The sequence below is a fragment of the Tumidithrix helvetica PCC 7403 genome (assembly GCF_965232925.1).
In the GTDB taxonomy this organism is placed as follows: Bacteria; Cyanobacteriota; Cyanobacteriia; order Pseudanabaenales; family Pseudanabaenaceae; genus Tumidithrix; species Tumidithrix helvetica.
In genome coordinates, this window is record NZ_CBDDRA010000002.1 from 232,728 (window position 1) to 258,730 (window position 26,003).

At 45.2% G+C, this 26,003-nt stretch carries 18 protein-coding genes and 1 tRNA gene; 8 read left to right on the plus strand and 11 right to left on the minus strand.

The window, feature by feature from the left end:
* Positions 1 to 19 precede the first annotated feature (19 nt).
* Positions 20 to 1,477, minus strand: a complete 1,458-nt coding sequence (locus ACP2WE_RS02870; RefSeq protein WP_425214082.1) for a TIGR04222 domain-containing membrane protein — start codon at positions 1,475 to 1,477, stop codon at positions 20 to 22.
* Positions 1,478 to 1,709: 232 nt separating this feature from the next.
* Positions 1,710 to 2,702 (minus strand): GTP 3',8-cyclase MoaA, encoded by a 993-nt coding sequence (gene moaA / locus ACP2WE_RS02875; RefSeq protein WP_425214083.1) that lies wholly within the window; start codon positions 2,700 to 2,702, stop codon positions 1,710 to 1,712.
* 268 nt (positions 2,703 to 2,970) lie between these two features.
* Here moaA and pilM point away from each other — a divergent pair, with 268 nt between their 5' ends.
* From pilM to ACP2WE_RS02895, 4 genes are all read left to right on the plus strand, one after another.
* Positions 2,971 to 4,083, plus strand: coding sequence for a type IV pilus biogenesis protein PilM (gene pilM / locus ACP2WE_RS02880; protein ID WP_425214084.1), 1,113 nt, complete (start codon positions 2,971 to 2,973; stop codon positions 4,081 to 4,083).
* A gap of 5 nt (positions 4,084 to 4,088) precedes the next feature.
* On the plus strand, positions 4,089 to 4,769 hold the full coding sequence (locus ACP2WE_RS02885; RefSeq protein WP_425214085.1) for a PilN domain-containing protein: 681 nt from the start codon (positions 4,089 to 4,091) through the stop codon (positions 4,767 to 4,769).
* Complete coding sequence (locus ACP2WE_RS02890; protein WP_425214086.1) at positions 4,766 to 5,515, plus strand: hypothetical protein; 750 nt, start codon at positions 4,766 to 4,768, stop codon at positions 5,513 to 5,515. Before ACP2WE_RS02885 ends, ACP2WE_RS02890 begins: the two co-directional genes overlap by 4 nt.
* 345 nt (positions 5,516 to 5,860) lie before the next feature.
* Positions 5,861 to 8,236, plus strand: coding sequence for a secretin GspD/PilQ domain-containing protein (locus ACP2WE_RS02895; RefSeq protein ID WP_425214087.1), 2,376 nt, complete (start codon positions 5,861 to 5,863; stop codon positions 8,234 to 8,236).
* Between the two features lie 182 nt (positions 8,237 to 8,418).
* On the opposite strand, the gene ACP2WE_RS02900 is transcribed toward ACP2WE_RS02895, so the two are convergent.
* Entirely contained in the window at positions 8,419 to 8,601 is a 183-nt protein-coding gene (locus ACP2WE_RS02900; RefSeq protein WP_425214088.1) for a DUF8621 family protein, read from the minus strand.
* A 144-nt stretch (positions 8,602 to 8,745) separates the two neighbouring features.
* Here ACP2WE_RS02900 and ACP2WE_RS02905 point away from each other — a divergent pair, with 144 nt between their 5' ends.
* Positions 8,746 to 9,726: a pentapeptide repeat-containing protein gene (locus tag ACP2WE_RS02905; RefSeq protein WP_425214089.1), complete on the plus strand. Its 981-nt coding sequence runs from the start codon at positions 8,746 to 8,748 to the stop codon at positions 9,724 to 9,726.
* Between the two features lie 63 nt (positions 9,727 to 9,789).
* Positions 9,790 to 9,862, plus strand: a tRNA-His gene (locus tag ACP2WE_RS02910).
* A 177-nt stretch (positions 9,863 to 10,039) separates the two neighbouring features.
* Here the strand turns inward: ACP2WE_RS02910 and lpxB are convergent.
* The 8 genes from lpxB to ACP2WE_RS02950 form a co-directional block, all read right to left on the minus strand.
* Positions 10,040 to 11,206, minus strand: a complete 1,167-nt coding sequence (lpxB, locus tag ACP2WE_RS02915; protein ID WP_425214090.1) for a lipid-A-disaccharide synthase — start codon at positions 11,204 to 11,206, stop codon at positions 10,040 to 10,042.
* A gap of 13 nt (positions 11,207 to 11,219) precedes the next feature.
* Positions 11,220 to 11,933, minus strand: a complete 714-nt coding sequence (locus tag ACP2WE_RS02920) for a Uma2 family endonuclease (protein ID WP_425214091.1) — start codon at positions 11,931 to 11,933, stop codon at positions 11,220 to 11,222.
* A gap of 76 nt (positions 11,934 to 12,009) precedes the next feature.
* A complete protein-coding gene (locus ACP2WE_RS02925; protein ID WP_425214092.1) occupies positions 12,010 to 13,350 on the minus strand; it encodes a PrsW family glutamic-type intramembrane protease in 1,341 nt (446 codons plus the stop codon).
* Positions 13,351 to 13,456: 106 nt separating this feature from the next.
* Positions 13,457 to 14,482: a pyruvate dehydrogenase (acetyl-transferring) E1 component subunit alpha gene (gene pdhA, locus ACP2WE_RS02930; protein ID WP_425214093.1), complete on the minus strand. Its 1,026-nt coding sequence runs from the start codon at positions 14,480 to 14,482 to the stop codon at positions 13,457 to 13,459.
* Between the two features lie 94 nt (positions 14,483 to 14,576).
* Positions 14,577 to 14,780: a sulfur carrier protein ThiS gene (gene thiS, locus ACP2WE_RS02935; RefSeq protein WP_330485265.1), complete on the minus strand. Its 204-nt coding sequence runs from the start codon at positions 14,778 to 14,780 to the stop codon at positions 14,577 to 14,579.
* Positions 14,781 to 14,790: 10 nt separating this feature from the next.
* Positions 14,791 to 15,051 carry a BolA family protein gene (locus ACP2WE_RS02940; protein ID WP_425214094.1) on the minus strand — a complete coding sequence of 87 codons (261 nt, stop codon included), beginning with the start codon at positions 15,049 to 15,051 and terminating at the stop codon, positions 14,791 to 14,793.
* Between the two features lie 159 nt (positions 15,052 to 15,210).
* Entirely contained in the window at positions 15,211 to 19,428 is a 4,218-nt protein-coding gene (locus tag ACP2WE_RS02945; RefSeq protein ID WP_425214095.1) for a PAS domain S-box protein, read from the minus strand.
* Between the two features lie 439 nt (positions 19,429 to 19,867).
* Positions 19,868 to 24,091 (minus strand): PAS domain S-box protein, encoded by a 4,224-nt coding sequence (locus ACP2WE_RS02950; protein ID WP_425214096.1) that lies wholly within the window; start codon positions 24,089 to 24,091, stop codon positions 19,868 to 19,870.
* Between the two features lie 503 nt (positions 24,092 to 24,594).
* On the opposite strand from ACP2WE_RS02950, the gene ACP2WE_RS02955 reads away from it, so the two are divergent.
* Both ACP2WE_RS02955 and ACP2WE_RS02960 read left to right on the plus strand, forming a co-directional pair.
* The gene (locus tag ACP2WE_RS02955) at positions 24,595 to 25,554 is read left to right on the plus strand and encodes an asparaginase (protein WP_425214097.1); all 960 of its coding nucleotides are present in this window, start codon (positions 24,595 to 24,597) and stop codon (positions 25,552 to 25,554) included.
* Positions 25,555 to 25,611: 57 nt separating this feature from the next.
* Entirely contained in the window at positions 25,612 to 25,833 is a 222-nt protein-coding gene (locus ACP2WE_RS02960; RefSeq protein ID WP_425214098.1) for a hypothetical protein, read from the plus strand.
* Positions 25,834 to 26,003 lie beyond the last annotated feature (170 nt).

Here is a 26,003-nt window from a genome sequence, read left to right on the forward strand (position 1 = left end):
ACGGAGAAGCTCTAGTTAATCAACCACCACAACCGCCACCGCCTCCACAGCCACTGCCACCATCACCACCACTGCCACCGTCACCACCACTACTAGGAGTAAGTACTTGGCGTAAATCAGCCAAAGCACTATCAGATGCTAGAACGGTTGCACCGAAGAGTGCAAAGGCTAGGGGAAGTTGAATGTCACTGCTGTTAGTTCTCTTGAGAGATTTTGAGTTAGCGATCAAATCCTTAAGAACGCGATCGCCATAATGACTGCGGTAGGGTTTGGCAAAAAACCTAATTCCCGCTACGAAAAGAACTATCATGCTTACGATCAGGAAACCAACTGGTCTGTCATGAACAAGCCCACTGAACATCCTAAACATACCTATTCCTAAAAGCGCGAGAATAATCAGGGATGAATATCGTTGCACTTTTAAAGACTGCTCGTCAGTCAAAATCAATCCAATCTGTTGTAAGCGATCGTGAATCCTCTCCCCTATATTTTGGGAATTCCGAAAAATCATTGAAATTTCGCCATCGACCGCACCAATCTCTCGAGCAACAAACAGCTCTACGGGATCGCAAGAGGCATCCACAGCCTTTTTAATCACTAGTTTTTTTCTGGCTGTTAAGAATGACCGTTGTGCTTCAACTGCTACATATCCTTGTTGCACTAAACTGGTGATGGCAGTACCAATCGTACGATCGTTACCACCAGCCAAAAAAGCGACTTCATAGGTACTGAGGTTATCGCATTGTTGATCGGGCACATCGAAAGGCGATCGCAGCGAGAATCGCAGCAAATATGCCACAGCGACACCGATAATTCCAAGTGGAATATAGAAGGCTAAAAATTCTGGGCCTGTTAATTTGGTTGGATTGGGGAACCCTGCGATCGCTTGGCAACCTTCCATTGCAAAGGATAAAACAAATAAAAGAGGAAGGAGTTCTAATCGTCTAGGTCTTAGTCTCCATAGGGATTTCACATCTAGCTTAGGAAATACCCAATTTTGTTGACGGTTAACCCTGACAAAATCTAAGTCTCGACCAAATCGAACTTTAACGGCAGGCCAAATATCAAGGGGAACTTTACCAAAAAACTGCTCGTAGCTCTCCAGTGTCTGACTATACCAATTTTCATGTTTTAGTTGCTCTGATGAGCCTCCACGAGTTGGTTCGTGGTGCAGGGATCTTTGTAAAATATCAGGGCAAAACTCCTGCCAATACGATCGCGTGTAACTCAAATGTAAATGCCAAGCTTGATCGACCTGATCGGATGGTGAAACTGGATGCCCTGTGACAACCGCTAGAAAGGCAAACTTTTTATATTCCTCAATCACTCTCTGCGCATAGTTCCATGACCAACCATTTTCCTTTGCTAAACGTTTGCTAAACAATAATTGCGTATCTGGTTGGTCTAGCGAAAATGCCTGAATTCTTTTGTATAGCGCAATTTGTTGAGCATCCATCGTTCTCAATTGGGTATCCATAATCCTTACCTTTAGAAAATAAGCTGCCTCATAACGATCTATCTCTGAAGAAACTTAACGATGCGCAGAACTTAAAATTTCTTTACAAAGCTGAATACCAACAAATTGGAGTCTTGCCAATATTTTCCAACCCATTAGAGAAACTCGAGCCCTTTGTACAATTGCATCGTGGATACAATGGAAAAAGATAGATAACTTAGTCCTAGGAACGTTTTTCCAACAAACCAATCAATCATCCGCCAATTTGAGACATGGTGCGTTGGTAGGAAGGTCGATCGCTCGTACCGCGATCGCGATCTTTAAAATTAATTTCAGATTTGAGATTGAGTAGCTCCCTCACGATCGTGCGCAGGATGGCAGGATCTTTGCCTTCGCGTAAAGCCGTTTTGAGATCGATTTGCCCAGACTCATTTAAAAGACAGGGGCGCAGCCAGCCATCTGCTGACAGACGAATGCGATTGCAGCGATCGCAAAAACACTCAGACATTTGACTGATAAACCCGAGCGTCCCTTTAGCATTGGGAATCTGAAACACATCCGCTGGCCCATTACCGCGACAATTGGCTTCTATCAACCCAAAGCGATCGTCAATTTGCTGGCGCAGCGTTGCCGAGTCCACCCAACCTTTATGCTCAAACAAAGCCGTATTCCCAATCGGCATAAACTCAATAAACCGCACATGCCACGCGCGATCGATACTCAGAGCCGCCAAATCTAGCACCTCGCGATCGTTCACCCCCGGAATCACAACCACATTCAGCTTTAACGGATCGAAGCCCACTTCATGGGCAGCGAGAATGCCCCGCCATACCTTTTGCCAATGATCCCGCCCCGTGACTTGGCGAAAAATATCGCGATCTAAAGAATCTAAACTAATGTTGATACGTTTGAGTCCAGCTTCATAGAGCGATCGCGCCATCCCCTCGAGCAAATAACCATTGGTGGTCATCGACACATCCTCAACCCCAGACAAACTCGCGATCGCTGCAATCAAATCCACCAAGCCCCGACGCAAAAGCGGCTCGCCACCCGTGAGGCGAAATTTTTTAAACCCCAAAGGGATAAAAACCTCTTGCAGCAAGCTCAGTAACTCAGCATTCGTCAGTATCTCTTGGGTTTGAATGTAATCAAACTCGGCTCCAACGGGCATACAGTAAGAGCACTGAAAGTTACAGCGATCGATCAAGCTAATGCGGAGATAATCGACAGAATTTTGGGCTTGCACTTGTTTTTTTGGAGACAACTACCTATATACTACCTACCTAAATATTTGTCGGGTATGAACACTTAAATTCATACTTTGCCATGTTTATTTGCGATCGGTGCAACTTTGTTGTCAGCCGTTCGTTTTTACGCGATCGAAATGCAAGAACAAAAAATGTTTTTCCTGCTATTCCAATGATTATTTTTGATTTCCTATTGACAATGTTCCCTATAGGTCTATAATCCCTCCATTGGTGGTGTGACCAGCGATATTACAGTGATAGAAATATATGTTTGGCTTTAAATTCGGCGGCGGTTCTAAAAAAGGTATAGGCGTTGAAATAACTTCTGAGCGAGTTAATATTGTCGAACTGCGCCGAAAAGGTCAGTCAGCATATAAACTCATCAGCTATGGTACCGCTGAGCTACCTGAAGGAACTGTAGAAGAAGGACGGATCAACGATCCAGTCGTTCTAGGTGAAATCATCCGCACGCTGTTGGCGGAGAAAAAAATCAAAGCAAAAAGTGTGGCGACAGCCGTTCCAGGTCGTGAAACGGTGAGTCGTTTAATCCGCTTACCTGCTGAGATTCCTGATTCAGAATTGCGAGAAATGGTCTTAAATCAAGAAGCCAGCCTATATCTGCCTTTTCCTCGTGAAGATGCCGATGTGGATTATCAGAAACTAGGTACCAGCCTAGATGACGACGGTGTTGAGCGCATGGAAATCTTGATGGTAGCAACCCCCAAAGAGGTAACCGACACTTACCTACAAGCTTTAGAAATTGCTCAACTAAATGTAGATATTGTCGAAGTGAGTAGCTTTTCCCTGATTCGTGCCCTACGTAATGAATTGTCAAGATTTAGTACTGCGGCAGAAGCTGTGGCAGTGGTTGACATTGAATATGAGTCAACGGAAATCACAGTTACAGTGGATGGCATCCCCCAATTCTCTCGAACAGTTCCCATTGGTACGGCACAGATTCAAAATGCTCAACTAAGAGCAATTAACTTGCCTCCGCGACGAACCACCGATCTTGAGATCCTGCATTCTATGGCTGTACCCGTTCAGACCATGGATACCGCAGGTTTGGCGGGTGGAGGTGGTAATAGCCCCGGAGATGCTGCAATTTTAAGGGTAATCGGCGATCTCGCTGATGAACTGCGACGTTCGATTGATTTCTATACAGGTCAAGCATCAGGTTCAGACATCGTGCAGCTTTTACTAGCAGGTCCTGGGGCTTGTATCGGTCAATTGAATGAATTCTTTAGTCAACGATTGGGGATTGCCGCAATGCCCGTCGATCCACTTGGCTCTTTGTCAGTTTCGACTGATAAAGACATCTCTTTTGAAGAACGGGTGGGACTATCGGTAGCTCTAGGTTTAGGCATAAGGGAGGCTTAATTTCTATGTACAGTCTCGATATCAATTTTCTTAGCGATCGAGAAACGTTAAAAGATGGAGGCATTGAACGTCAGCCGATCGCTGATTCTCAATTTCTTCTCTATGGTGGCATTGTAGCGGTCGTTTGTTTGGCGGCAACAGCTGCTGCTTACTTTTTCCTGGATTACTCAAATCAAGGTCTCGTGGACAACCTAGCAAAGCTTACAGCCCAAGAGGGAGACCTAAACACCAAGCTTAAAGCAGTGGAAGGTACAGAAAAACAACTATTAGAGGTAGAAGCTCGTACAAACGAACTGCTTAATCTATTTGTGGGACAGCTACCGATCAATGCTGTCTTAGATGACATCAAACGTCGAACTCCTGCCACGGTTCAGGTTAATGGCTTGACGCAATCAGGCAAGAATATCAAGCTAGATGGACAGGCAACAACCTATAACGAGCTCAATGACTTTCTGCTCTTATTGCAAGCATCTCGATTTTTAGATCCCCAAAAGACAAAGCTATTAAGTGCAACCTTAGTTCCAGCAAGCAAAGATAAGCCATTTAGTGTTGTTACTTACAAAATTGATGCTGAGTTGACATCTGAAAGTTCAGCACAGCTACTACCAGAGTTACAAAAAGCAGGTTCTGATGGTCTTGTTACTAGAGTTAATTTGTTACAGCGAGAAGGAGTGATTCCAAAATGACCGCAAATTTGAGTGCCGCTCAACAAGGTGATGATGGTTCTTCCGGAGGTGGAATTTCACTTTTTGGCATGAACTTGACTTCCAAAGTCCTAGGGATTGCGATCGCTATTGCTGGCGTAGGTCTAGCAGGCTATGGTGTGACAAGTTTCGTTATACCTAAAAACGATGAAATCCAAAGCAATACGAAAAGTATTGAAACAAAGAAAACTTCAGTTGACGAGCTAGAAAAGAAGATCAAGAGCAAGGGAGATGTCAAGCAAAGAGTAGAAGCTGCAAATCAAAAAAATAAGTTCGTGCTTTCGCTCTTACCTAGTGTTGATAGTATTGATACACTTATTCGAGATATTAATACTCAAGTTCCCAAAACGATTGTTGTCTCTCTACCACCCTTCTCATTTAATTTGGAAGGGACTTTGCTTGAATTTACCCCCAAGGAAGTTATAGCTTCGCCACAGTATAAAACCTACTCATTTGGCATCAGTTTTGATTCCACTTTCCCTGAGATGCTCAAATCAATTCAAAACATTGAGCGATTAAAGCCTCTATTGATTGTTAAAGACTTGTCTTTAACCAAAAAATCTATCCCTCCAGATTTGTTCCAACTGCCAGGCAATATTCCTGAGGATAAGAAAAAATCTATTTTAGATAATTTCCCGCCTGTGTTGACGGCTAAGTTTACCCTTGTTGCCTATGTACCGCTTACAGATGCCGAGCGTAAGGCAGCAGCAACGCCACCTAAGAAATAGGGAGGGGTAGTCTACAATTATCCATAACTTGATGGAAGTCAATCTTTAGCATTTTTGGTGTTGAGTCAATTTCGAAGCTAGTGTTTTTGTGTTTTGACCTAAAAAATTGCTTGGCTTGAGATTTTAAGGAATGTTCTCAGACATGCTTAAAGTTTTCATTCTCTAGGTGCAACATACTGAAAACAAATTTAGTTAGTTTTTGCCTCTAAAAACATTAAAAGATTGACTGCTTTTTCATGCAAACTTGACAGTTGTGATATAATTTCCAGCCATATCCCAGCTTTGTATTAGTGGTTTTACGATCTTACAACGATCTATCAAAGAGTTAAGTGAGGAGTTTTATTTATGAATGGAAAGTCTTTAGCTTGCTGGTTAATGGTGGCAACTATTTGTCCGCAAGTCTTAATCGTATCCCCCAACCATGCTGAGGTCGTTTCAGAGGTTGCCAGTCGTATTACGGATATCAACACCACAACATCTGGCGATCGCTTAAATCTGATTCTCAATTTTGCTGGTAGCGATCGCCCACAAATTACCTACCGCAGCCAAGGCAAGGCTTGGATCGCTGAGCTTAACGGCGCACAGCTCCAACTAGGTAACGGTAATGCTTCATTTGCCAAAACCAACCCTGCCCCTGGTATCAGCGCGATCGAAGCCACTCAAACTGCTGCGAATAAAGTGGCTATTCGTGTGACAATTTCAAATCCTGAAGCAGTCAAAAGCTCTGTAATCCGTCGCGACACGTTAACTGGACTGATGTTTACCGTTGCAACAGCGACACCTGACGACAAAGGTCAAACCAATAATGCAAGCAATCGCTTAGCTCAGGTTCCTATAACTAGCAAGCCAACAGTTCCAGCGCAATCTGTAACGCGCCCAGTTAAGCCTGCTGCACAAGAGACTCAAACGACAACAAATAGTCAGCTTTCTTCGGAACCATCTACTCAAGTATTGAGTACAAACAACTCAGATAGTAAACCAACCACAGTTGGACAAGCTGTGATTCAACCAGAGTTGGCAATCACCTCATCTGACGGTAAAACCAGAGTTGCTCAAACGACTGTGCCCCCAGATCCTCAGGTTCCACCTGCTGTAGCTTCACCTGTTCAGCCACAGGTTCAAGGTCGGACTCAAGGCGTTGTGCCTCCATTCCGCAAACTGATTACTCCTCCTGTCGGTGATATTGCAGTGAGTACGGTCAAGCTACGTCCTGACCTGATCGATCTCGGTAGTGCAGAGCGTGTCCCTAGAATTAGTTTGAGAAATGCCCCCGCAATTGAAGTTTTAACCCTCATCGGTCGTGTTGCAGGTTTGAGTGTAGTCTCAGCCGAGGGCGGGGCTTTATCGAGTAGTACGACTCCCACACCCACTTCGGGAGGAACAACTGGTGCTGCTACGACTGGCTTGAACCAATTGATTCCCGTTTTAGACATTGAAAACGAATCGGCTCAAGAGGTGTTTAACAACATCTTGCGAATCACTGGACTACAGGCAAACCGCATTGGTCGCACCGTCTTTGTTGCAACCCGTTTACCTGTGTCGCTGCAAAACTTGGTAACGCGCAGTTACCGCTTAAACCAAATTACGGTGGGTGATGCTTCATCCTATTTGGTGGGCTTAGGTGCAGAGCGCGTTGTGACAAGGCAAAGAGCGATTCCTGGCGTACAAGCTGCAACCGCAGTTGGCTCAGGTGGAGCCACAATTGTTGCGCCCGTACAACTAGAATCAGTACCTGTGCTAGAGACACTGAGCGGAGTTACAGATAACTCAAAGACAATCTTAAAGGGATTGCAAGTGGTTGCAGAGGAGCGTAGTAACTCTGTGACTTTGATAGGAGCACCTAAACTCGTTGAGTTTGCCGAAGCTCAGTTGGCGCGTTTAGATCTTCGCAAACGCCAAGTTGCAGTTAACGTACGTGTAGTTGAAGTCACATTGTCTGATAACCAGACTTTTGGTGGTTCATTCCAATTTAGTCCAAGCAATCCTAATGGTGGTGGAACGACAACTAGTATTGATAGTAATAGTAGTCTTCTTACCCCGAATACACTTGGTATTAACTTTAATAATATTGCTTCGGCTCTTGTTACACCACAACAGTTTATTGCTAGCTTGAACGCACAGATCGCTGTTAATCGTGGCAAGGTCATCACCGACCCGACTTTAACCATTCAAGAAGGCGAAACTGCCACTGTTAGTTTGACGAATGATGTTGTCAGTAAGGTAGAAAATGTAGTTACTAATGCAACAGGCGGTCAAGTCACTGTCACACAAACCGTCACCCTAACGAAGGCTGGTTTAGTTCTAAATGTCAAGGTTTTACGTATTGATGATAATGGCTTTATCAACCTATCTGTTGCTCCGTTTGTCTCTGCACCAAATGGGGTGGTTTCTCTATTATCAGGCGGTTTTGTTACACTGATCTCAGAACGAAAGTTAGAGTCTGGTCAAGTTCGACTTAGAGACGGGCAAACCCTAATTCTCTCAGGTGTAATTTCGGATACCGATCGCAGTACTGTCAGTAAAGTTCCAATCTTAGGAGATTTACCGATTATAGGTGCATTGTTCCGTCAAGAAACTAATGTAAACCAGCGTAATGAGGTGGTTGTTGTCGTTACACCGCGCATTGTTGATGATAGCGAACGAGCTAACTGGGGTTATACCTATCAACCAGGAACTGAAGTACAAAAGGTTCTTGATAGTAATAGAATTAAGCCTCAATAGATTTCCCAGCAATCTAAAAAGCTTTCTTATCTCTTCTCATTTAACTCTTTTCCCTTGGTAATCGTACCAAGGGTTTTTTATTGCTGGATTTTGGACGAGAAAAGAAAAAAGAGGCAGCATGTGCTTGGTGCATCCTGCCAAACGAGCAACGATCGATTAGCCAAAAATTGACGATGCAGCTTTTATCTGTTTGTAGGTTGCGTCACAACGGCTTCAACCTGTGCAGTTTGCTTTTCTAGATCGACTGCCGCGATCGCCCAACGTAAGGGTTCTCCCTGTTTAGAGATCTCCTCAGAGATTGCCTTTACCAAGTTGGGCTTTGCTTCATTTAAGTCGATTTCGGCAGTTATAAAATGTGTGGTCATACAGTATTTATCCAAGGTTAAGACTCAATCTTGTGAACGATCATAGTACAAGCGACAACCAAAAAATTGGCAAGAAAGTTTTAGGGGAAAGACGTATGATAGAAATCTCCAAGCTTTCGATTTCACAAGCATGGTTCGACAGACATGACGCAACAACGTCTCGACCAAAGGCAAGATCGTAAAAACCTTGATTGCCTAGGTATATCTTCTCGTCTAAGTCATGAGCCCAGTTATGACGATGCCGTTTTAAGCGATCGCGTGCAGACACGCAGTTTTAGGAATTTCCCAGTTTTAGGTGGTAAAGCAGGAGCAAAACAAAGATTTCAAGCACGCTACTTAGCGGGAGAACGGAACTTTAGCGATGAGAATCTGAGTGGCTTCGATCTGAGCTTCCTCGATCTCACTGCTGTAAACCTAGCCAACACAAATCTTTCATGCGCAGTTTTGTGTCATGCCAATCTGAAAGATGCCAATCTTAGCTTTGCAAACTTGAGTCATGCTAATCTCAGCTTTACAAATTTGAGCGACAGCGATCTGCGCCGCGCTAATTTGAGTGGAGCTAACCTCAGTCAAGCCAATTTTCACGCGGCAAAACTGTTGATGGCGGACTTAAGCAATGCCAATCTCAGCAATGCGCATATTAGTGAAGCAAAATTATTTCTTGCCAATCTCAGTGGTATTAACCTTAAGGGGGCAGAAATTAGAGATATCGATCTCAGTAACGTTGACTTGAGTTATGCCAATCTTAGAGATCTCGATCTCTGCAACCTCAATCTCAGCAAAGCCAATCTTACAAATGCCGATCTCAGTAATGCCAATCTCAAGGGAGCTAATTTCACAAATGCAATTTTAGATGAAGCCAAACTCTGGTTTGCCGATCTCAGTCACGCCGATCTCAGTGATGTCAGCTTTCAAAATGCCAATCTGCTGGATGCCGATCTCCGAGACAGTTTACTAACTCGTGCCAACTTTAAAAACGCTAATTTGTTTGATGTCAATTTTGAAGGGGCAGATGGCTTGACCGTGAGACAGATTAAGACGGCAAACAATTGGGAAAAAGCCTTTTATGACTATAACTTTCGTTGGTTGCTCAATCTGTCGTCAAAAGGTTTACAAAATGATTAGGAATTCTCTTTAACTTAGGACGCGATCGATGCTATTCTATGTTTTGTCCAATTTTTACTGATGGCGAGCGTAGCCAAGTGGTTAAGGCAGTGGTTTGTGGTACCACCATTCGTGGGTTCAATTCCCATCGTTCGCCCTTATAGCCCTATGAACAGTTTCTCCGATCTGGGAAAGCTGGTGAAATAGCAAAACCAAAGAAACCCGATCCAAACATCGTCAGTTTTTCTATAACGCCCTATCGGTAAGCCAATAGGGCGTTCGCTTAAGTTTGAGCGCGTAGGACTATTGATGTCAGAGTAATTCCATCAACTTGTTAGGCAGGTGGCAAAAGGTTGAGAACTGCTTCGGCAACGCGGTCGATCGCACCATTGCCACCGAGGCGATCGCGCATTTTGGCGTAGTTATCCAACGTGCGTTGACGGGCTTGTTCGTTGAGTAATAACTCCAAGCAAGCATCAGCTAAGGCATCTGGTGTCGCTGCTTCTTGCATAAACTCTGGCACAATCGCTTCCATTTGCACGAGATTGGGCGGTGACATAAAGGGGATTTTGGCGCGCAAGATATAGCGGGCAATCCAAGCCGTCACCGCACTCACCCGATAGAGCACCACTTGAGGCACATTCAATAAAGCAGTCTCTAGATTGACTGTTCCAGATTTAGAGAGCACCAAGTCAGCCGCTCGAATTACAGTTTGGGAAGGGGTAGAAACCACCTTGGCATTGAGATTATACTGTTGTAATAGCTTTTCGACATCTGCCCTGTAGCGTTCTAAGGATAGCGGCAACCAAAATTTTATATGGGGTAATTTCGCTTGAATTTTTTGAGCTGCCTCAAACATAATCGGTGCAACCATCTTGAGTTCCTGCGATCGCGAGGCAGGTAGCAAGGCTACTACCAGTTCATCTTCAGAAATCCCTAGTTGTTGGCGAGCCACTGCACGGGATGGCACGCGATCCATCAAGTCTACGAGCGGATGCCCTACCCACTCCACATTTGCGCCTTGGTCTTGGTAGTACTTTGCTTCTTGCGGGAAAATTGCCAATACCTTATCGGTAAACGCCGCGATCGCCCTTGTATTTTTGTCATTGAGCGACCAAACCCACTCTTGGGGGGCAATGTAATAAATCACGGGTACTTTGAGTTCGTTCTTGGCAAAATAGCCCATGCCTTGGTTGGGCATCATGTAATCGATCAATACCACGAGGTCAGGTGTTTTTTTTCTCAGCTTTTTCTTGGCTTCTGCCTGCACGCGTAGGGTGGGAATCACAAAGGGCAAAGCTTCTATCGCACCAATGGAACCGATGCCAACCGTATCACCTAGCAGTTCTGCACCCGTTGCCACCATGCGATCGCCCCCCAGTGCCAAAATTTCTAGGTCTATGCCTTTTGCCGTGGCGCGTTGCTTAAGTGCCTCAATTAAAATTGCACCGTGCCAATCACCTGACACTTCCCCAGTACTGATAAATATGCGTCGTTTCATTCTTTGTTACGTTTTACTCTTCTTGTGGCTGAACTCCAAGGGCTCGTAGCTGTGCTGCCAGTCTTTCAGCTCTATTTCTTTCTTGTAATAGATTCTCTTGGACTTGGACGAGATTTTCTTGAGCTTGGACGAGATTTTCTTGGACTTGGACGAGATTTTCTTGGACTTGGTCGTAGGTTAGAAACGCTGTGCCATCGGGATAGAACACCTGCATCTCTTTACCTGACAAGTCAAACCGAATTCCCAAACGGGGGCTAACCCATTCCTTATCAACCAGTTGTGAAGTCAGAATTTCCTCTTCTCGCTGCCAAACTTGCAAATGATTTTGCTCGTAGTCATAGATGTAATATTCTTCTACCCCATAGCGATCGAAGAAAATTAGTTTGCTACCCATTTCTGAACTGTCGTTGCTCGGAGAAAGAATCTCGAATACAACTTGCGGGGCAATACCGCCTTCTTCCCATTGTTTATAAGAACCACGATGTCCTTTGGGTCTGCCGATCGCCACCATTACGTCTGGAGCTGTAACAATTTTGTTGCGTCCCTCAACGGGATACCAAAATAAATCTGCTACAACGAGAACGTTTGGATCGCTAGCAAATAACCAACTGAGATTTTCTTTCAGGATGACAATCCATTCAAGATGCGTTGTGTTACTTGCCATTGGCTTGCCATCGCTTTCGGGATAGACTATCTCTTGGGTTGAGATCGGAACTTGGGTAACCATGTCGCAACTCCATAATGGTAACTTATACCTACTTTACTACAAACCCTATTCGCTCAGATTTAAACCTCGATTTAGCCTACAACTTAAGGCGGGTGGCAAAATTTTGCGATCGCGTTGGGGACAAGGTTCGTGCTTTCAGAATTGCCGCCGCTAAAAAAGCATAGGAGAAAACGCCCACAACCGCTAGAATTGCGCCTTGCACGAGTTCGTTACCCCCGATCGATGCGGAAGCATTCCAAAATCCATGCATGGTGGCAGAAGTAAGATAGCCGATCGGTAAAATCAGCCACCATTTAGAAGGTTTAAGCGCGCTTAAGCCAATAAAGTAGCCAAAGTAGCCACTATAGGCCATATGTCCAGCCACAGAGCCGAGAATTCGGGGAATTAAGAGTTGCAAGCCCACAAAGTAGGCTGCCCCCTCTCCACTACTTTCCCCAACTTTTACGACAATATTCGGCACATATTGTCCGAGGGTTTCAAGTAACGTAAATCCCACAGCGGAGGCTGCGCCAATCAAGATGCCGTCTAACGGTTCGCATACGCCTAACCGTTCTCGCCAACGGGGTGATTTTGCCAGCAACAGCCCTAAAAAGTAGCAGATAAAGACAGGGAGAGATTTTAACAGTTCCTCTAACATCCCTGCACCAAAAAAATTGGCGATTAGGTGCGATATAAACCCAGCACGCCCAGATACATGGAATATATCGCCTGGTAAGAGTTTGCGAAATACAAATACAAACAATTTAAACAGAGGACTGACGATCGCGGCAGCGGTGGCGATCGCGGCAGCTAGCAACAGCCACCAAGGCTTGCGCTTGCCACAGAGGCGATAAACCACAAAAAACGCTGCCCCAGCGAGATAGAATGCAAGCAACCCTGCAAATGCGACAAAGTTTCCGATCGTCATAAACATGGAAACGACACACAGGACTGTGACGATCGCAGGAATTAAAAAAGCTTTACTCTTGAGATCCTTACCTGTCGAGAGAATTGGAATCAACTGAGACATGGATAAAGCATTTGTCGGCGGATTGGCAGGGGAGTTGGGTGTAACCACTGGTTGCACGACCTGAAGCTCAAACGTAAACTCAATCACCTGTTCGCCTAACACGATGCGATCGCCTGGTTGCAAGCGCCGACAACCACTTAAGCGATCGCCATTGATAAATGTGCCGTTAGAACTGCCTAAATCGCAAACTTCCCAAGTGCCGACCTCGGCTAAGGGACGCACAGAGGCATGATGCCTAGACACACCACCATAACGAGTGCTTTCCAAAACGATCTGACAATCAGCCTCACGCCCGATCGTGACTTCATAGTTGGCTGAAAGTTGAAACACCCCAGATTGGAAGCCGCTAGAACTTCCATTGGCTCCAGTTTGTCTGAGGAAAGCACTATAAGAAGATAGATTCGCCATGATTTCCTTGCTCTATCTAACCTTGGCAGTGACTAACGATTCCGTATTTTCTATGGAAATGCTATGGGAATGAGATATCTCCTGCCACAAACATAATGCTTAAAGACTATTCGTCTTCCGCAAATTGATAGCGATAGAGATCTTCGGGTTTAGGTTCGGGGGAAGCTTCCGCAAATCGGACGGATTCTTCGACAAGGGTTTGAATTTTTTTGTCGATCGCTTTCAATTGCGACTCAGTAGCTAGACCATACTCTGTAAGCTGACTTGCCAAAATTTTGATTGGGTCGCGTCCAAACCATTCATCTTTTTCTTCTTTAGGTCTTAGCTCATCTGGGTCTGCCAAAGAGTGACCGCGAAAACGATAGGTCAAGCATTCCATCAAGGTAGGTCCTTCGCCAGCACGGGCGCGACGAATCGCTTCTTGAGCAACTTTACGCACGGCTAAAACATCCATGCCATCGACTTCAATACCTGGCATTCCAAAGGCAGCACCTTTTTTATAGATCGAGGTGTCTGAAGTTGCGCGCACGTGCTCCATCCCGATCGCCCAGCGATTATTTTCAACCACAAAAATAATTGGCAGCTTCCACAGAGCCGCCATATTTAGGGTTTCAAAAAACTGACCGTTATTGGCAGCACCATCTCCAAAAAAGCAAGTAGAAACTTGATCGGCACTAGCATCGCCCATCGTTTCTCGCCGATATTTACTCTGAAAAGCTGCACCCGCAGCTACTGGAATGCCTTCGGCAACAAACGCAAAGCCACCAAGAAAGTTGTGCTCGGCAGAAAACATATGCATAGAGCCGCCGCGACCTTTACTACAGCCTGTTTCTTTCCCAAAAAGCTCTGCCATCACCTCATTTGCAGTAACCCCTGCACTGAGCGCATGTACGTGATCTCGATAGGTACTGCACACATAATCATCAGGACGTAAGGCTTTAATCACGCCTGTGGCTACTGCTTCTTGTCCGTTATAAAGATGCACAAAGCCAAACATTTTGCCGCGATAGTACATCTCAGCGCACTTGTCCTCAAAGGTACGCCCTAACACCATATCTTCGTAAAGCATCAAGCCTTCATCTTGGGTGATGGCTAGGGGGGTAGCAACTGTGGCAACAGATTCTTGAAGCATTGGCTAGTAAAGTCAGAATATTTACATGGGTTTGATGCTGTTAGTTTACAGCGAAACAATCGAGATTGTTAAGTTTCTCTATGATTCCGATCGCTTAGCCGCCACCTACGATGGTGACAATTTCTAAGCGATCGCCTGATTGCACAATGGTTTCCTGCCAAAACTGACGGTGCAGGATCTCGCCGTTATATTCGATCGCGATCAACCGAGGGTTAAGCCCCAGATGCTCGAGTAGTTGCAGCATGGTTAAATCTGGGGCACAGGTGCGATCGCTGCCATTCACTTGCAGAGTAATCATGGCAAAGCTTTTATCCAAACTGAACTGAGTTGGCTTGCCATTTTTCGGGTGTGTAGGTTTTGAGCTGCATGGCATGAATCAAACCACTGTCTAATTGGGGCTTGATCGCATCGTAGACGAGCTTGTGTTGCTTCACCATCGTTAGCCCAACAAACTGTCCAGATACCACGGTTGCGGCAAAATGCTGACCATCTTGATTGGGGTCTTGGACATCGACCAAGGCATCGGGCAAAACTTTTAAGATCAAAGACTGAATATCGCTGGTGGACATAGATTGCTGAAAATGGATTACTGAAGGATTGGCTTAGTCTAAACTAGTCTAGCACTGCACCCTATAAGCGATCGCCAAGAACCATATCGCACGGGCGAGTCCTGCAATGTTTTATCTTACCGAATTTCTCCAGAGATTGCACTTGTGTTTAGATCTGGCTCAGTGCGGAAATAAAAATTGCTGAATGATGGCGTTGAGTTGCTTGAGTTTGACAGGCTTGCTGAGATATTCATTTGCGCCTGCCTCTAGACATATTTCGCGATCGCCTTCCATGGCTAGCGCTGTCAGCGCCACGATCGGAATTGAGGCAAGTTGCTCGTTTGCTCGAATTCGTCGGATTGCCTCGAGTCCATCCATTACTGGCATTTGCATATCCATTAGGATGATATCTGGCTGTTGCATTTTTGCAAGTGCAACGGCTTCTTCTCCATTTTTAGCAACGATCGTGCGGTAATTGCACCCAGTCAGGTAGGCTGTGAAAGTGTGAATGTTTGACTCATTGTCTTCTGCAAGCAAAATTAAGGGCGCGATCTCATTGTCTGGTCTTGCTTCTGTTAGTGGCGGGGTTGTAGCGATCGGTTCGGGCACAGAGGAGGTAGACAAAGAGATTTGATAGGGTAATGCCACGGTAAAGCAACTTCCTTCGCCAAGGCGACTCTCAACCGCAACTTGACCACCATGAAGTTCTGCAATCGTTTTTACCATTGCCAGACCCAATCCAGTACCTTCGTATTGACGATTAAGGCTACTGTCAACCTGTATAAAGGACTGGAAGAGTTTGGGTAAGTCGTCAGGCGCAATGCCAATCCCAGTATCAGCGACCTGAAACAAAATCGTTGGCGAATCCAGAGTCTTGAATTGACTGGGAATCGTTGCTTTGCCTTGCCATGTGTCGCCACAGCCAAAGGCAACCAAAAGCTCGATCTGACCGCCATTGGGTGTAAATTTGACGGCATTGGTCAGAAGGTTAATTAAAACCTGTTTGATCCGACGCTCATCTACAGTGATGTTGCCAATATTCGCTGGGATTTTGGCGATCGCTTGTATGCTCTTTTGAAATGCTTGCTGCTTAACAAAGACAAAACTAGAATCGCAGAGCTGCTTGACGGAAACGGAAGTAAGCTCGAGTTCCGTCTTGCCCGATGCAATTTTCGATAGGTCGAGAATGTCGTTAATCAGTGCCAATAGATGTCGCCCGCTTTTTTCTACCGTCGCGATCGCTTTCATTTGTTGTACGTTTAGCAAACCTATTCTCTGCTCTTGCAAGACTTCTGAAAAGCCCAAAATCGCATTCAGGGGCGTGCGAAGTTCGTGGCTCATGTTGGCGAGAAATTCGTCTTTGAGACGAGTAGCACGAATGAGATCTTCGTTGGTTTGTTGGAGTAGTAATTCGGTTTGTTTGCGATCGGTGATGTCGGTTAAAGTACCAATGTAACCGATCGTATTACCCGCAGCATCAATTTCTGGAGCGACTTGGACGTAGAACCAATTGATGCTGCCATCTGGGCGTAGATGCCTACCCTCACCAGTATTGAGGATTTGAGACTTTGGATTTGGTTCAGTCAAGCCTTGTTCGTATTGGGCTATCAGAAGATCGCGATCGTCTGGATGCAAGGCTTCCATCCAACCCCTGCCCAAGGCAGATTCTATCGGTCTGCCTGCCATCTCGCTCCAGCGATCGTTGGCATAGACACAGTTCAACGGGGCATCAAACTGGAAAATACCAACTGGAGCTGCTTGGGCTAATGTTGAATAGCGGCGTTCGCTTGCCCAAAAGGCTTCCTCAACCTGTTTGCGATCGCTAATATCTGCAAAATAGCCAATGATCTCGATCGGGTTACCTCGTTCGTCCCGCATTAGGCGTAGTTCGTCGCGCAGCCAGACATAGTGCCCATCGCGATGCAAAAATCGATATTCATGTTTATGGATGCCATGCTCAAAGAGAGTGGGAAATTCTGCAAGCACCTTGGGGGCATCGTCTGGGTGAATATGGCTGTCCCAGAAGCTAATTTGCGCGATAAACTCTTCGGGCTTATAGCCCAAAATAGCCTCGACATTCTCGCTCATAAACAGCGTCTCATTGTTGCCATCAGGCTTGCAACTATAAATTACGGCGGGATTGGAAGCGATGAGAAATTGCAGGCGTTCCTTTAGAAATAGCTTTTCTTGCTCGTTTTGCTTGCGATCGGTAATATCCTGAGCTGCACCAATAATTAGCTTAACGCGTCCTTCGGCATCGCGACTAAATATGGAATCGCGACTGTCAAACCAACGCCATTCGCCATTGGTATGTCTGAGACGATATTCAATGGTAAAAATTTCGCCATCTTGAGCCTTTTGCAATTGTTCGTGGTGAATGGAGGCTTGGCTCAAATCGTCAGGATGCATTAAGCTAGGCAACCATGCTGCCCCCATTGCCTGGATTTCGGCTGGGGTATATCCGATGTTACTCGCAATGTCTTGGGAAGTATAGACATTGCGTTGCTCCTGTACATCATACAGGTATAGGATAATCGGCGCCGCATCTGCAATTTTTTGAATAAATCGCTGACTTTCTAGCAGATCGAGTTCGATTTGTTTGCGATCGCTAATATTCCGCACGATGACTAGAGCTTCGTCTTGATTGATCCCAACCACCCGAACCTCTTCATATACCAAGCGGTCATTTTTATGGAAGCTATGTTCGTAAACTTGCGGCTGACCTGTAGAGATCGCTCGGTCGATCGCGTCGAGCTGTTGATGCAAAAGTTCTGGGAGCAGTACTTCCGAGAGATGCTGCTGAATGGGAAAATACACCTCTGCACTGTGCTGAGCGTGCCTGAAGTTTAAGCAAGAGCCATCTCGCGTGACATGCAATAGCAAATCTGGGATTGTCTCAACGATGGCGCGAATCTGGGCTTCACTTTTACTAAGTCTGGCAGTCCGTTCTTCGACTTTATGTTCTAGACTGTAGTTGAGTTCATGCAGAGCGAACTCAGCTTGCTTGCGATCGCTAATATCTCGCATCATAAACAGGGCTTCATCCTCGCCCCTCTTGATAATGCGAACTTCTTTATATTTAAGCCGATCGCCTTCTTGGACTCGTTCCTCGTAAATTTGCAGTTCTCCCGTCTGCATGGCTTGCTGCAAATAGTAAAGCTTTTGCTCCGCAATCTCTGGAGGCAATACTTCAGCGATCGACCGACCGATGACATCAAGATCGGGAGGGAACGTTGCCACCTCGCGATAGGGGGTGGCAAGTTCGCGATAAACGCCATCAGCCCCAATCCGAATCAGGAGATCGGGAATAGCCTCTAAAACAGCGCGACTATTGGCTTCGCTAGCTGCCAGAGCGTTGGTGCGTTCCTCAACTTTCTGCTCTAGAGAAGTGTTAAGGGTTTGAAGGGTTTGATAGAGTTCTGCCTGTTGAATTGCGATCGCCAACTGTACCGATAACTGCTGGAGCAATCGGATATCCATCTCTTCCCACTGCCGAGGAGCAGAACATTGATGGACGATCAGTAAGCCCCATAAGGGTTTAGTCTCAGCGTTAGGCAATAGAATGGGCATGACTAAGTTTGCCCGTACCTGAAACTGTTCGAGTAGTTGAGTATGACAATCTGTCAAGTTGGCAGTATAGATATCAGCGGCAGTAAAAAATCTACCTTCTCGGTAGCCTCCGCCAAGGTTGCCCTGAAAGCAAGTGTCGGCAATTTGTTCGTTCAGACAGGATCGCCAAGGTGGAACGATCGCCTCTGCCGCGATCGTTCCGCTCATATCTGGGTTAAATTTATACACGATCGCCCGATCGGCAACCAAAAACTCCCTTAGTTCTCGAACGATCGATTCCAAAACCTCCTTTAAGTTTAAGGATTGCCGAATGCGGAGAGCCATTTCTGCGATCACTGTTTGCTGGTGTTGCGATCGCGCCAGTTGAAGAGCGAGCATCTCCCGTTCCCGTACCTGAGAGACGCAGGTTACAAGAGAAGTCGCTGTGATATTGCCTTTGACAAGATAGTCTGCCGCCCCCAATTTCATTGCCTGCACGGCTGTCTGCTCGTCTCCCTGCCCCGTCAACAGGATTGCGGGAGATCTTCCCGTTGGGTAATTTTCGCTAAGCGCCTCTAAAAACTCCAAACCATTGCCATCGGGCAAATTCATATCTAAAAGCACAATATTGGGGCGTTGCGATCGCCAAAGTTCCAATCCTTCCTCTAAGGTTTCTGTTTCGATGATGCGATAGGTATAGTCGGTATCTGACAGAAGATAGCGACTGTAGGTGAAGCGATCGTCCTCCGAATCATCGACAATGAGAACCGTTGTTAGAGAAGCTAAAGGTTGGAAGATACTAGCAATATCAGTTCTTTGATGAATTGGGCTATGGGGAGAATCGGTCATAAACTGATCAAGACAATAAGGTAAACCAAAATACTCAAACAGAGCTTAAATTGTCTTCTGCATTCCTAATAAACCCATTAGTTTCAACAAATAGTCATTGTAACCGAAATAATAAGAGCTTTCGGTAGCTTAGGGGCTACTATCAGTTGACGTAATTTATATTTAATTTGTCTTTAAAGTAACTTTTACTAATAAAAACATCACTCTTCCTTAAAGTATATTTTAGTCCACATACAACAATTTGAACTAAATCTAGCGCTTTAGGAATAATGTTTCATGACATAGGGTATCGTGGACAAAACTATTTTCAAAAAATTGCACCGAGGGCAAGACTCAAATACCAATCTGTCGTTTTTCAATTAAAAAGGAATTTTCGTTCGCGATGTCGCACCTTAAAGCCTATGGTTTTGTCGCTTGGAGAAGCGATCGCCTTACTGTCTCAACGGAGAACTAAAAATTTCTGAATTGCAGCGTTAAGTAGTTTTAACTTAATTGGTTTAGCCAAATATTCATTGGCTCCTGCCGCTAGACATCTTTCGCGATCGCCTTCCATAGCTAGAGCCGTTAAGGCAATAATCGGAATTGTAGGGATCTGCGTGTCAGCCCGAATCAGGCGGATTGCCTCTAGACCATCCATCCTCGGCATTTGAATATCCATGAGGATGATATCGGGAGCATTTGCTTTCGCCATTGCTATGGCTTCCTCTCCATTTCTAGCGACGATCACACGGTAATCGAGCGCGTTCAGATAGGAACTGAAGGTTTGAATATTTGCTTCATTGTCTTCGGCTAGTAAAATTAGCGGCGCGATCGCACTGTCATGATTTGCGATCGTCGGTAAACTGGTGGCAGTTGCTTCGGATTCTGGAGTGTTAGACTCAGAGGTTTCATAGGGTAGGACAACTGTGAAGCGGCTACCTTTACCAACTTCACTCTCAACAGTGACTTGACCGCCATGAAGTTCGACAATCTGCTTAACTAGGGCGAGTCCTAAACCAGTGCCTTCGTATTGACGATTGAGACTGCTACTAACCTGTACAAAGGGTTGAAAGAGACGTTGCAAGTCCTTAGAGGCAATGCCAATTCCCGTATCTGCAACTTGAAACACGATCGATGGCGAGTTCATAAGTTTGATGTGTTGTGGGATTATCGCCTCTCCTTGCCATGTGTCGCCACTACCAACAGAAACTAGAAGGCTAATCTCCCCTTCACTGGGAGTAAATTTGACCGCATTGGTGAGTAGATTGATTAAAACCTGTCTGATACGACGCTCTTCGACATTGATATTGCTTATATTTCTAGGAATATTACTAACGACTTGCACTCTCTTTTGAAATGCTTGCTGTTTGATAAAAACCAGACTGGAATCACAGAGGGTTTGGACGGAGACCGATTCAATGAAAATTTCCATCATCCCTGATGAGATTTTTGATAAATCGAGAATGTCATTAATCAGGGATAGCAGATGTTCGCCGCTTGACTCTACCGTGCCGATCGCCCTGACCTGTTTTTCGTTAAGCTTTCCAAAAATCTGCTCTTTCAAAGCCTCTGATAGTCCCAAGATCGAATTTAGCGGCGTGCGGAGTTCGTGGCTCATGTTGGCAAGAAACTCATCCTTGAGCCTAGTGGCGCGAAGAAGTTCTTCGTTGGCTTGTAGTAGTTGAGCCTCAGCTTGTTTGCGATCGCTAATATCGCGGCATACACAAATCAGCAAGCCATCCTCGGTCATGGTGAGAGATAGTCCTTCATCAAAAGTAGAGCCGTCTTTACGGATAGCGCGGACTTCTCCTCGCCACGAGCGATCGCGCATGAGTACAGGAAATACTTCTTGCTCAAATCGGGTCATCTCTTCTGAGGAATACAACGCTGTCCAAGATTTGCATAAAAGATCGTCAGGATGCTTGTAGCCAAATATTTCTAGATGGGCTTGGTTTACATAGATGTAGTTATTGTCTTGCAAAATCGCAATACCATCGATCGCGGCTTCAATAGCAGCAAGTTGCTGTTTAAGAGCCTTTTCGACAACTTTGCGATCGCTAATATCATGATTTACCCCAATCAAAGCAATGATCTGCTCATTCTTATCTCGTAATAGTACCGTTGTCGTTTCGGTGATTCTGGTAATCCCCTCTTTATGTACAATACTCAATTCCCCTGACCAAGAACCATTCTCAATGGTCTGTCCAACTACCTCATTAGCTATTCTCATTCCCTCTTCCTGCTTATGGATAATCGCCACAGGCTGCCCTAACACTTCCGCTTTGCTATAACCGTATAATTCTTCGGCTCCTTGGTTCCAATCAATAATGATTCCATTGGTATCAGTTATGATTACGCCATCGGAGATATTTTCAAACACTAAAGCTTGCTTTTGAAGGGTTAGTTCTGTCTGTTTGCGATCGCTAATATCGGTTAATGTGCCAATATAACCTGTAAAAACACCACCTTCATCTAGTTCAGGTGCAGCTTGGCAATAGTAATAGCAAATAGTTCCATCTGGTTTGATACATCTTCCTTCACCTTGGTAATATGCCTGTTGCTCGATCGCTTGAGTCCATTGTTGATGGATCTGTTCCCGATCGTCGGGATGAATGGTCTGAAGCCATCCATAGCCTAGAGCCGTACTGGGTTCTTGCCCTGTAATCTGAGACCAAAACTCGTTGACGTAGGTGCATTCGTTATTTTGATTGATTTGGAAAATCGCTACAGGAGCTGCCTCCGCTAGATTCGCAAAACGTTGTTCGCTCTCTCTGAGACTTTCTTCAGCAAGTTTGCGATCGCTAATATTGTTAGAGCAACCAATCATGCGAATGGGTTTTCCCAGTTCATCCAAAACGAGCGAAAGACGCAAGCTTACATAAATTGTTTTCCCTGATTTTGTCTGATTCCGTAGCTCAGCTTTATGAGTTCCCTTTTCTAATAGCGGTCTAAAGACTGTAGATTCTATGAGAGATAAATCTTCATTTAGATAAAGCATACTAACGTTCTGCCCGATCGCTTCATTAGGCTTGTATTCATAGAGACTCTCAGCCCCAATATTCCAAGTTTGGATCGTGCCCTCCATCGTAGTAGAAATTATCGCATCATGAATCTGCTCCAGCATTTGCGATTGCAATTGTATGGCTTGAGTGCGTTCTGTGACTTTTTCTTCTAGCGATTGATTGAGTTGTAGCAGTTCTTGCTCGGTTTGTTTGCGGTTGCTGATATCGCGAATCATCCAGAACAGTTGAGTCTCATTATTAGCAAGATTGATATTTTGGGTTACGGTAATTTCAGCAGGAAAGGGAATACCCTGACGAGCTTTTAACGTAATTTCCCAAGTTGTCGTGGTATTGTCTAAGGATGAGATTTGATTAAGATGGCTGTAGAAAACATCCCTGTGGTTAGGGTCAATAAAGACTACCAAAGGTTTTCCTACAATAAACTCATGACTAATCGCCAACAATTTTAAGATAGCTTGATTTGCTTCTAGGATCCTGCCCGATAAGTCTGTCACCAGATATCCATCAGGAGCAAACTCAAATAAATTTTGATAGCGCGACTGTTCGTATTCTAGCAATCGATGTTGCAAGATCTGTTCTTCAGTGCTGACCCTCAATTCCTCTACAGTACATTGCAACGACTCACTTACCCTTTCTAATAGTCCATTGCGTTCTTCTAGCTCTGCTTGCTGATTTATGAGTAAAGCCTCAACTCGCTTGCGTTCTGCTAACTCAGTTTGAATTTGTTGATAAACGATCGCTTGCTGAATGGCAATCGCTAGATGCACCGATAACTGCTGAAGTAACTGAATATCTGCCTCTTCCCAAACCCTTGGAGCCGAGCATTGATGAACGATCAGCAAGCCCCATAAACTTCGTTTGTCTTCATTGGACAATAGGATCGGCACGACCAGATTTGCCCGTACCTGAAATCTTTCGAGCAGTTGAATATGGCAATCTGTCAAGTTAGCCGCATAAATATCATTGGCTACGAAAACCCTCCCCTCGCAATAGGCGCCACCAAGATTTTCTCGAAAGCAAGTATCCTCAACCTGCACATTTAAGCAAGGCTGCCAAGGCGAGACTATATCTTCGGCAACTATTGTGCCACTCATATCTGGGTTAAATTGATAAATAGCGGCGCGATCGGCATGAATAAATTGACGCACCTCTTTAACGATCGCATTTGAGATATCTTCTAGGTTCAGAAATTCGCGAATCCGCAGTGCCATTTCGGCGATTACTGTCTGCTGTTGTTGCGATCGCAGTAGTTGACGCCTTAGAGCGGTTTCTCGCAGCACTTGCCTAACCGCCGTAGCGAACGATTTTGCTGTAATATCCCCTTTTACCAAGTAGTCAGCCGCCCCTAATTTCATGGCGCTTACAGCCTTTTTCTCAGTTCCCTGCCCCGTCAATACAATCGTAGGAACTCTTTCTCCTGCACGATCTGCATCGATTGCTTCTAGAAATTCCAAACCATCGCCATCGGGCAAATTTAGATCGAGCATCACAAGATCGGGATGCTGAGATCGCCACATTTCCAGCCCTTCTTCAAAGGTTTCTGCTTCGAGAATGCGATATTGCTGCGCTTGGTCTGCTTGCAGATAACGCGAGTAAGTGGCGCGATCGCTTTCAGAATCGTCCACAATCAAAATTGTAGGAGGTTGCAAGAGTTGAGTCATTATGACTTCATCTGTAACTCAATGTTAAACATATTGCATTGGCTAGCGATCGGTTGAATCTTACTAAGGATAAAATTCCCTGCCCTTTCAGCATCGACGATTGATAAGAAAAGTTGGAATTTGACATCCCAACTACTTGCAGCAGAATTTTTTATTCTGTAAAATCTCCAACTTTTCTCAAGCAAGACATAATGTTGGAAGCCATTTAGCACTGACTAACCTTTACCATGTGGGTAAAGCGACCATATCCCAAAAAAATACTATTCCCAAAAGGTATTATCCCCCAAAAACATGAAGAAAAAGATGAAGAATTCAGCCAAGCACAAAATTTAGTTTGGTTAGGATTGATTTTATCGGTACTCATACACCCATAGCAGCTTGCTATTTTTTGTTATATATCTTTACATTTATCCCAACCTGTTCGTAAGATCATGGTTGCGTCCATGTTGATGCTCTGCATTCTCTGGTTATCGTCCCTGCCAGTCACTCTATAAATCCTAAATATGAACTTCGGAAAAAGAAATCGCTCAACTACTAGCAGCCTTACCGTCAGCTTATTGCGTGAGGGCGTCGTGGAGTCATCGCATATCTGCCAAGCCGCAGTTGCCGATACAAGGGGGCGGGTTTTATCCGTGGCTGGCGATGCCCAAACGGCTACCTTTGCGCGATCTGCTTTAAAACCGATCCAAGCGATCGCGGTGTCTGCGACAGGTACGCAAGAACGATTTAACCTTTCAGAAGCCGACTTAGCTGTGATTTGCGGTTCCCATCAAGGCAATATTCAGCAAGCGCGACAAGTATTTAATATTTTGTGGCGTTGCGATGTCGAGGCGAGTGCCCTGCAATGTCCAATTCCCGATGGTAAGAGTAGCCCCCTCCAATACAACTGCTCTGGCAAGCACGCAGGCATGATTGCCGTCTGCCAACAAAAAGGATGGGAAATTTCTTCTTACATGAATGCCAATCATCCCGTGCAACAACTGATTCTAGAAAAAATGGCAGAACTCTTGCACATGCCTCCCGCAGAATTTATCGGTGCGCATGATGACTGTGGCGTTCCCACCTATCTGTTGGAACTAGGACAACTGGCTCATCTCTATGCTCAACTGGCAGCGCACAATCAACTCCATTTAGAACGAATCACACGAGCGATGACCCACTATCCTGAAATGATTTCAGGGAATGGTGAATTTGACACCGAACTGATGCGCCGTACCCAAGGTGCTTTAGTCAGTAAATCGGGTGCAGAAGGCGTTCAGTGTGTCGGGCGCGTCGGCGAAGGTTTAGGGCTGGCAATTAAAGTCATGGATGGAGCGAAACGTGCCAAACATGCTGTGGCAATTCACTTACTTCGCCAAATGGGATGGATTACTCCCTCGATCGCAGAGAGCTTGGAAGAATCCTTTGTCGTACTAGGAGAATACAAGCGTTTAGAAGTTACTGGCGAACTATCGATTATTTAAATCAATCTAAATTTTGACTGAAATCACAAATGCATTAGATCGAAGAGGAGCGCACTCATGAACAAGGTACTTGGCAAGATTGCGGGTGTCGCATTTCCTTACGGACTGTTCTGGCTCGGGGTTTATTTTAGCGGTCAGACATTTGGTGCAGGGTCATCTTTTACAGTTGCCCTTAACAGTTTAGGCTTTGGGCAAGGTATTCCTGCTGGAATTTTAACATTGCTTGTCGCAGCCCTAGCGATCGATGCTTTTACAAGTCGGATACTGAAAGGTTTATAAGCATGTGCGTTATCTAAATCGCTTGAGATTTCTCCTATAATTCAAATAACCAAAGGACGCAACAATACCAATTGCTGAGGGAAATTACGATCGCTCTGGATCTCAGCCCCATCATTAAACTGACGCGCCAGCAGTTTTACGCGCTCTGCTCGGCAAAGTGGGAATAGTAC

Bases quoted from the DNA above. Each gene is read 5' to 3' on its own strand.
- ACP2WE_RS02870 (WP_425214082.1), bottom strand. From the start codon at position 1,477: ATGGATACCCAATTGAGAACGATGGATGCTCAACAAATTGCGCTATAC.
- pilM (WP_425214084.1), top strand. From the start codon at position 2,971: ATGTTTGGCTTTAAATTCGGCGGCGGTTCTAAAAAAGGTATAGGCGTT.
- ACP2WE_RS02885 (WP_425214085.1), top strand. From the start codon at position 4,089: ATGTACAGTCTCGATATCAATTTTCTTAGCGATCGAGAAACGTTAAAA.
- ACP2WE_RS02890 (WP_425214086.1), top strand. From the start codon at position 4,766: ATGACCGCAAATTTGAGTGCCGCTCAACAAGGTGATGATGGTTCTTCC.
- ACP2WE_RS02895 (WP_425214087.1), top strand. From the start codon at position 5,861: ATGAATGGAAAGTCTTTAGCTTGCTGGTTAATGGTGGCAACTATTTGT.
- ACP2WE_RS02900 (WP_425214088.1), bottom strand. From the start codon at position 8,601: ATGACCACACATTTTATAACTGCCGAAATCGACTTAAATGAAGCAAAG.
- ACP2WE_RS02905 (WP_425214089.1), top strand. From the start codon at position 8,746: ATGACGCAACAACGTCTCGACCAAAGGCAAGATCGTAAAAACCTTGAT.
- lpxB (WP_425214090.1), bottom strand. From the start codon at position 11,206: ATGAAACGACGCATATTTATCAGTACTGGGGAAGTGTCAGGTGATTGG.
- ACP2WE_RS02920 (WP_425214091.1), bottom strand. From the start codon at position 11,933: ATGGTTACCCAAGTTCCGATCTCAACCCAAGAGATAGTCTATCCCGAA.
- ACP2WE_RS02925 (WP_425214092.1), bottom strand. From the start codon at position 13,350: ATGGCGAATCTATCTTCTTATAGTGCTTTCCTCAGACAAACTGGAGCC.
- pdhA (WP_425214093.1), bottom strand. From the start codon at position 14,482: ATGCTTCAAGAATCTGTTGCCACAGTTGCTACCCCCCTAGCCATCACC.
- thiS (WP_330485265.1), bottom strand. From the start codon at position 14,780: ATGATTACTCTGCAAGTGAATGGCAGCGATCGCACCTGTGCCCCAGAT.
- ACP2WE_RS02940 (WP_425214094.1), bottom strand. From the start codon at position 15,051: ATGTCCACCAGCGATATTCAGTCTTTGATCTTAAAAGTTTTGCCCGAT.
- ACP2WE_RS02945 (WP_425214095.1), bottom strand. From the start codon at position 19,428: ATGACCGATTCTCCCCATAGCCCAATTCATCAAAGAACTGATATTGCT.
- ACP2WE_RS02950 (WP_425214096.1), bottom strand. From the start codon at position 24,091: ATGACTCAACTCTTGCAACCTCCTACAATTTTGATTGTGGACGATTCT.
- ACP2WE_RS02955 (WP_425214097.1), top strand. From the start codon at position 24,595: ATGAACTTCGGAAAAAGAAATCGCTCAACTACTAGCAGCCTTACCGTC.
- ACP2WE_RS02960 (WP_425214098.1), top strand. From the start codon at position 25,612: ATGAACAAGGTACTTGGCAAGATTGCGGGTGTCGCATTTCCTTACGGA.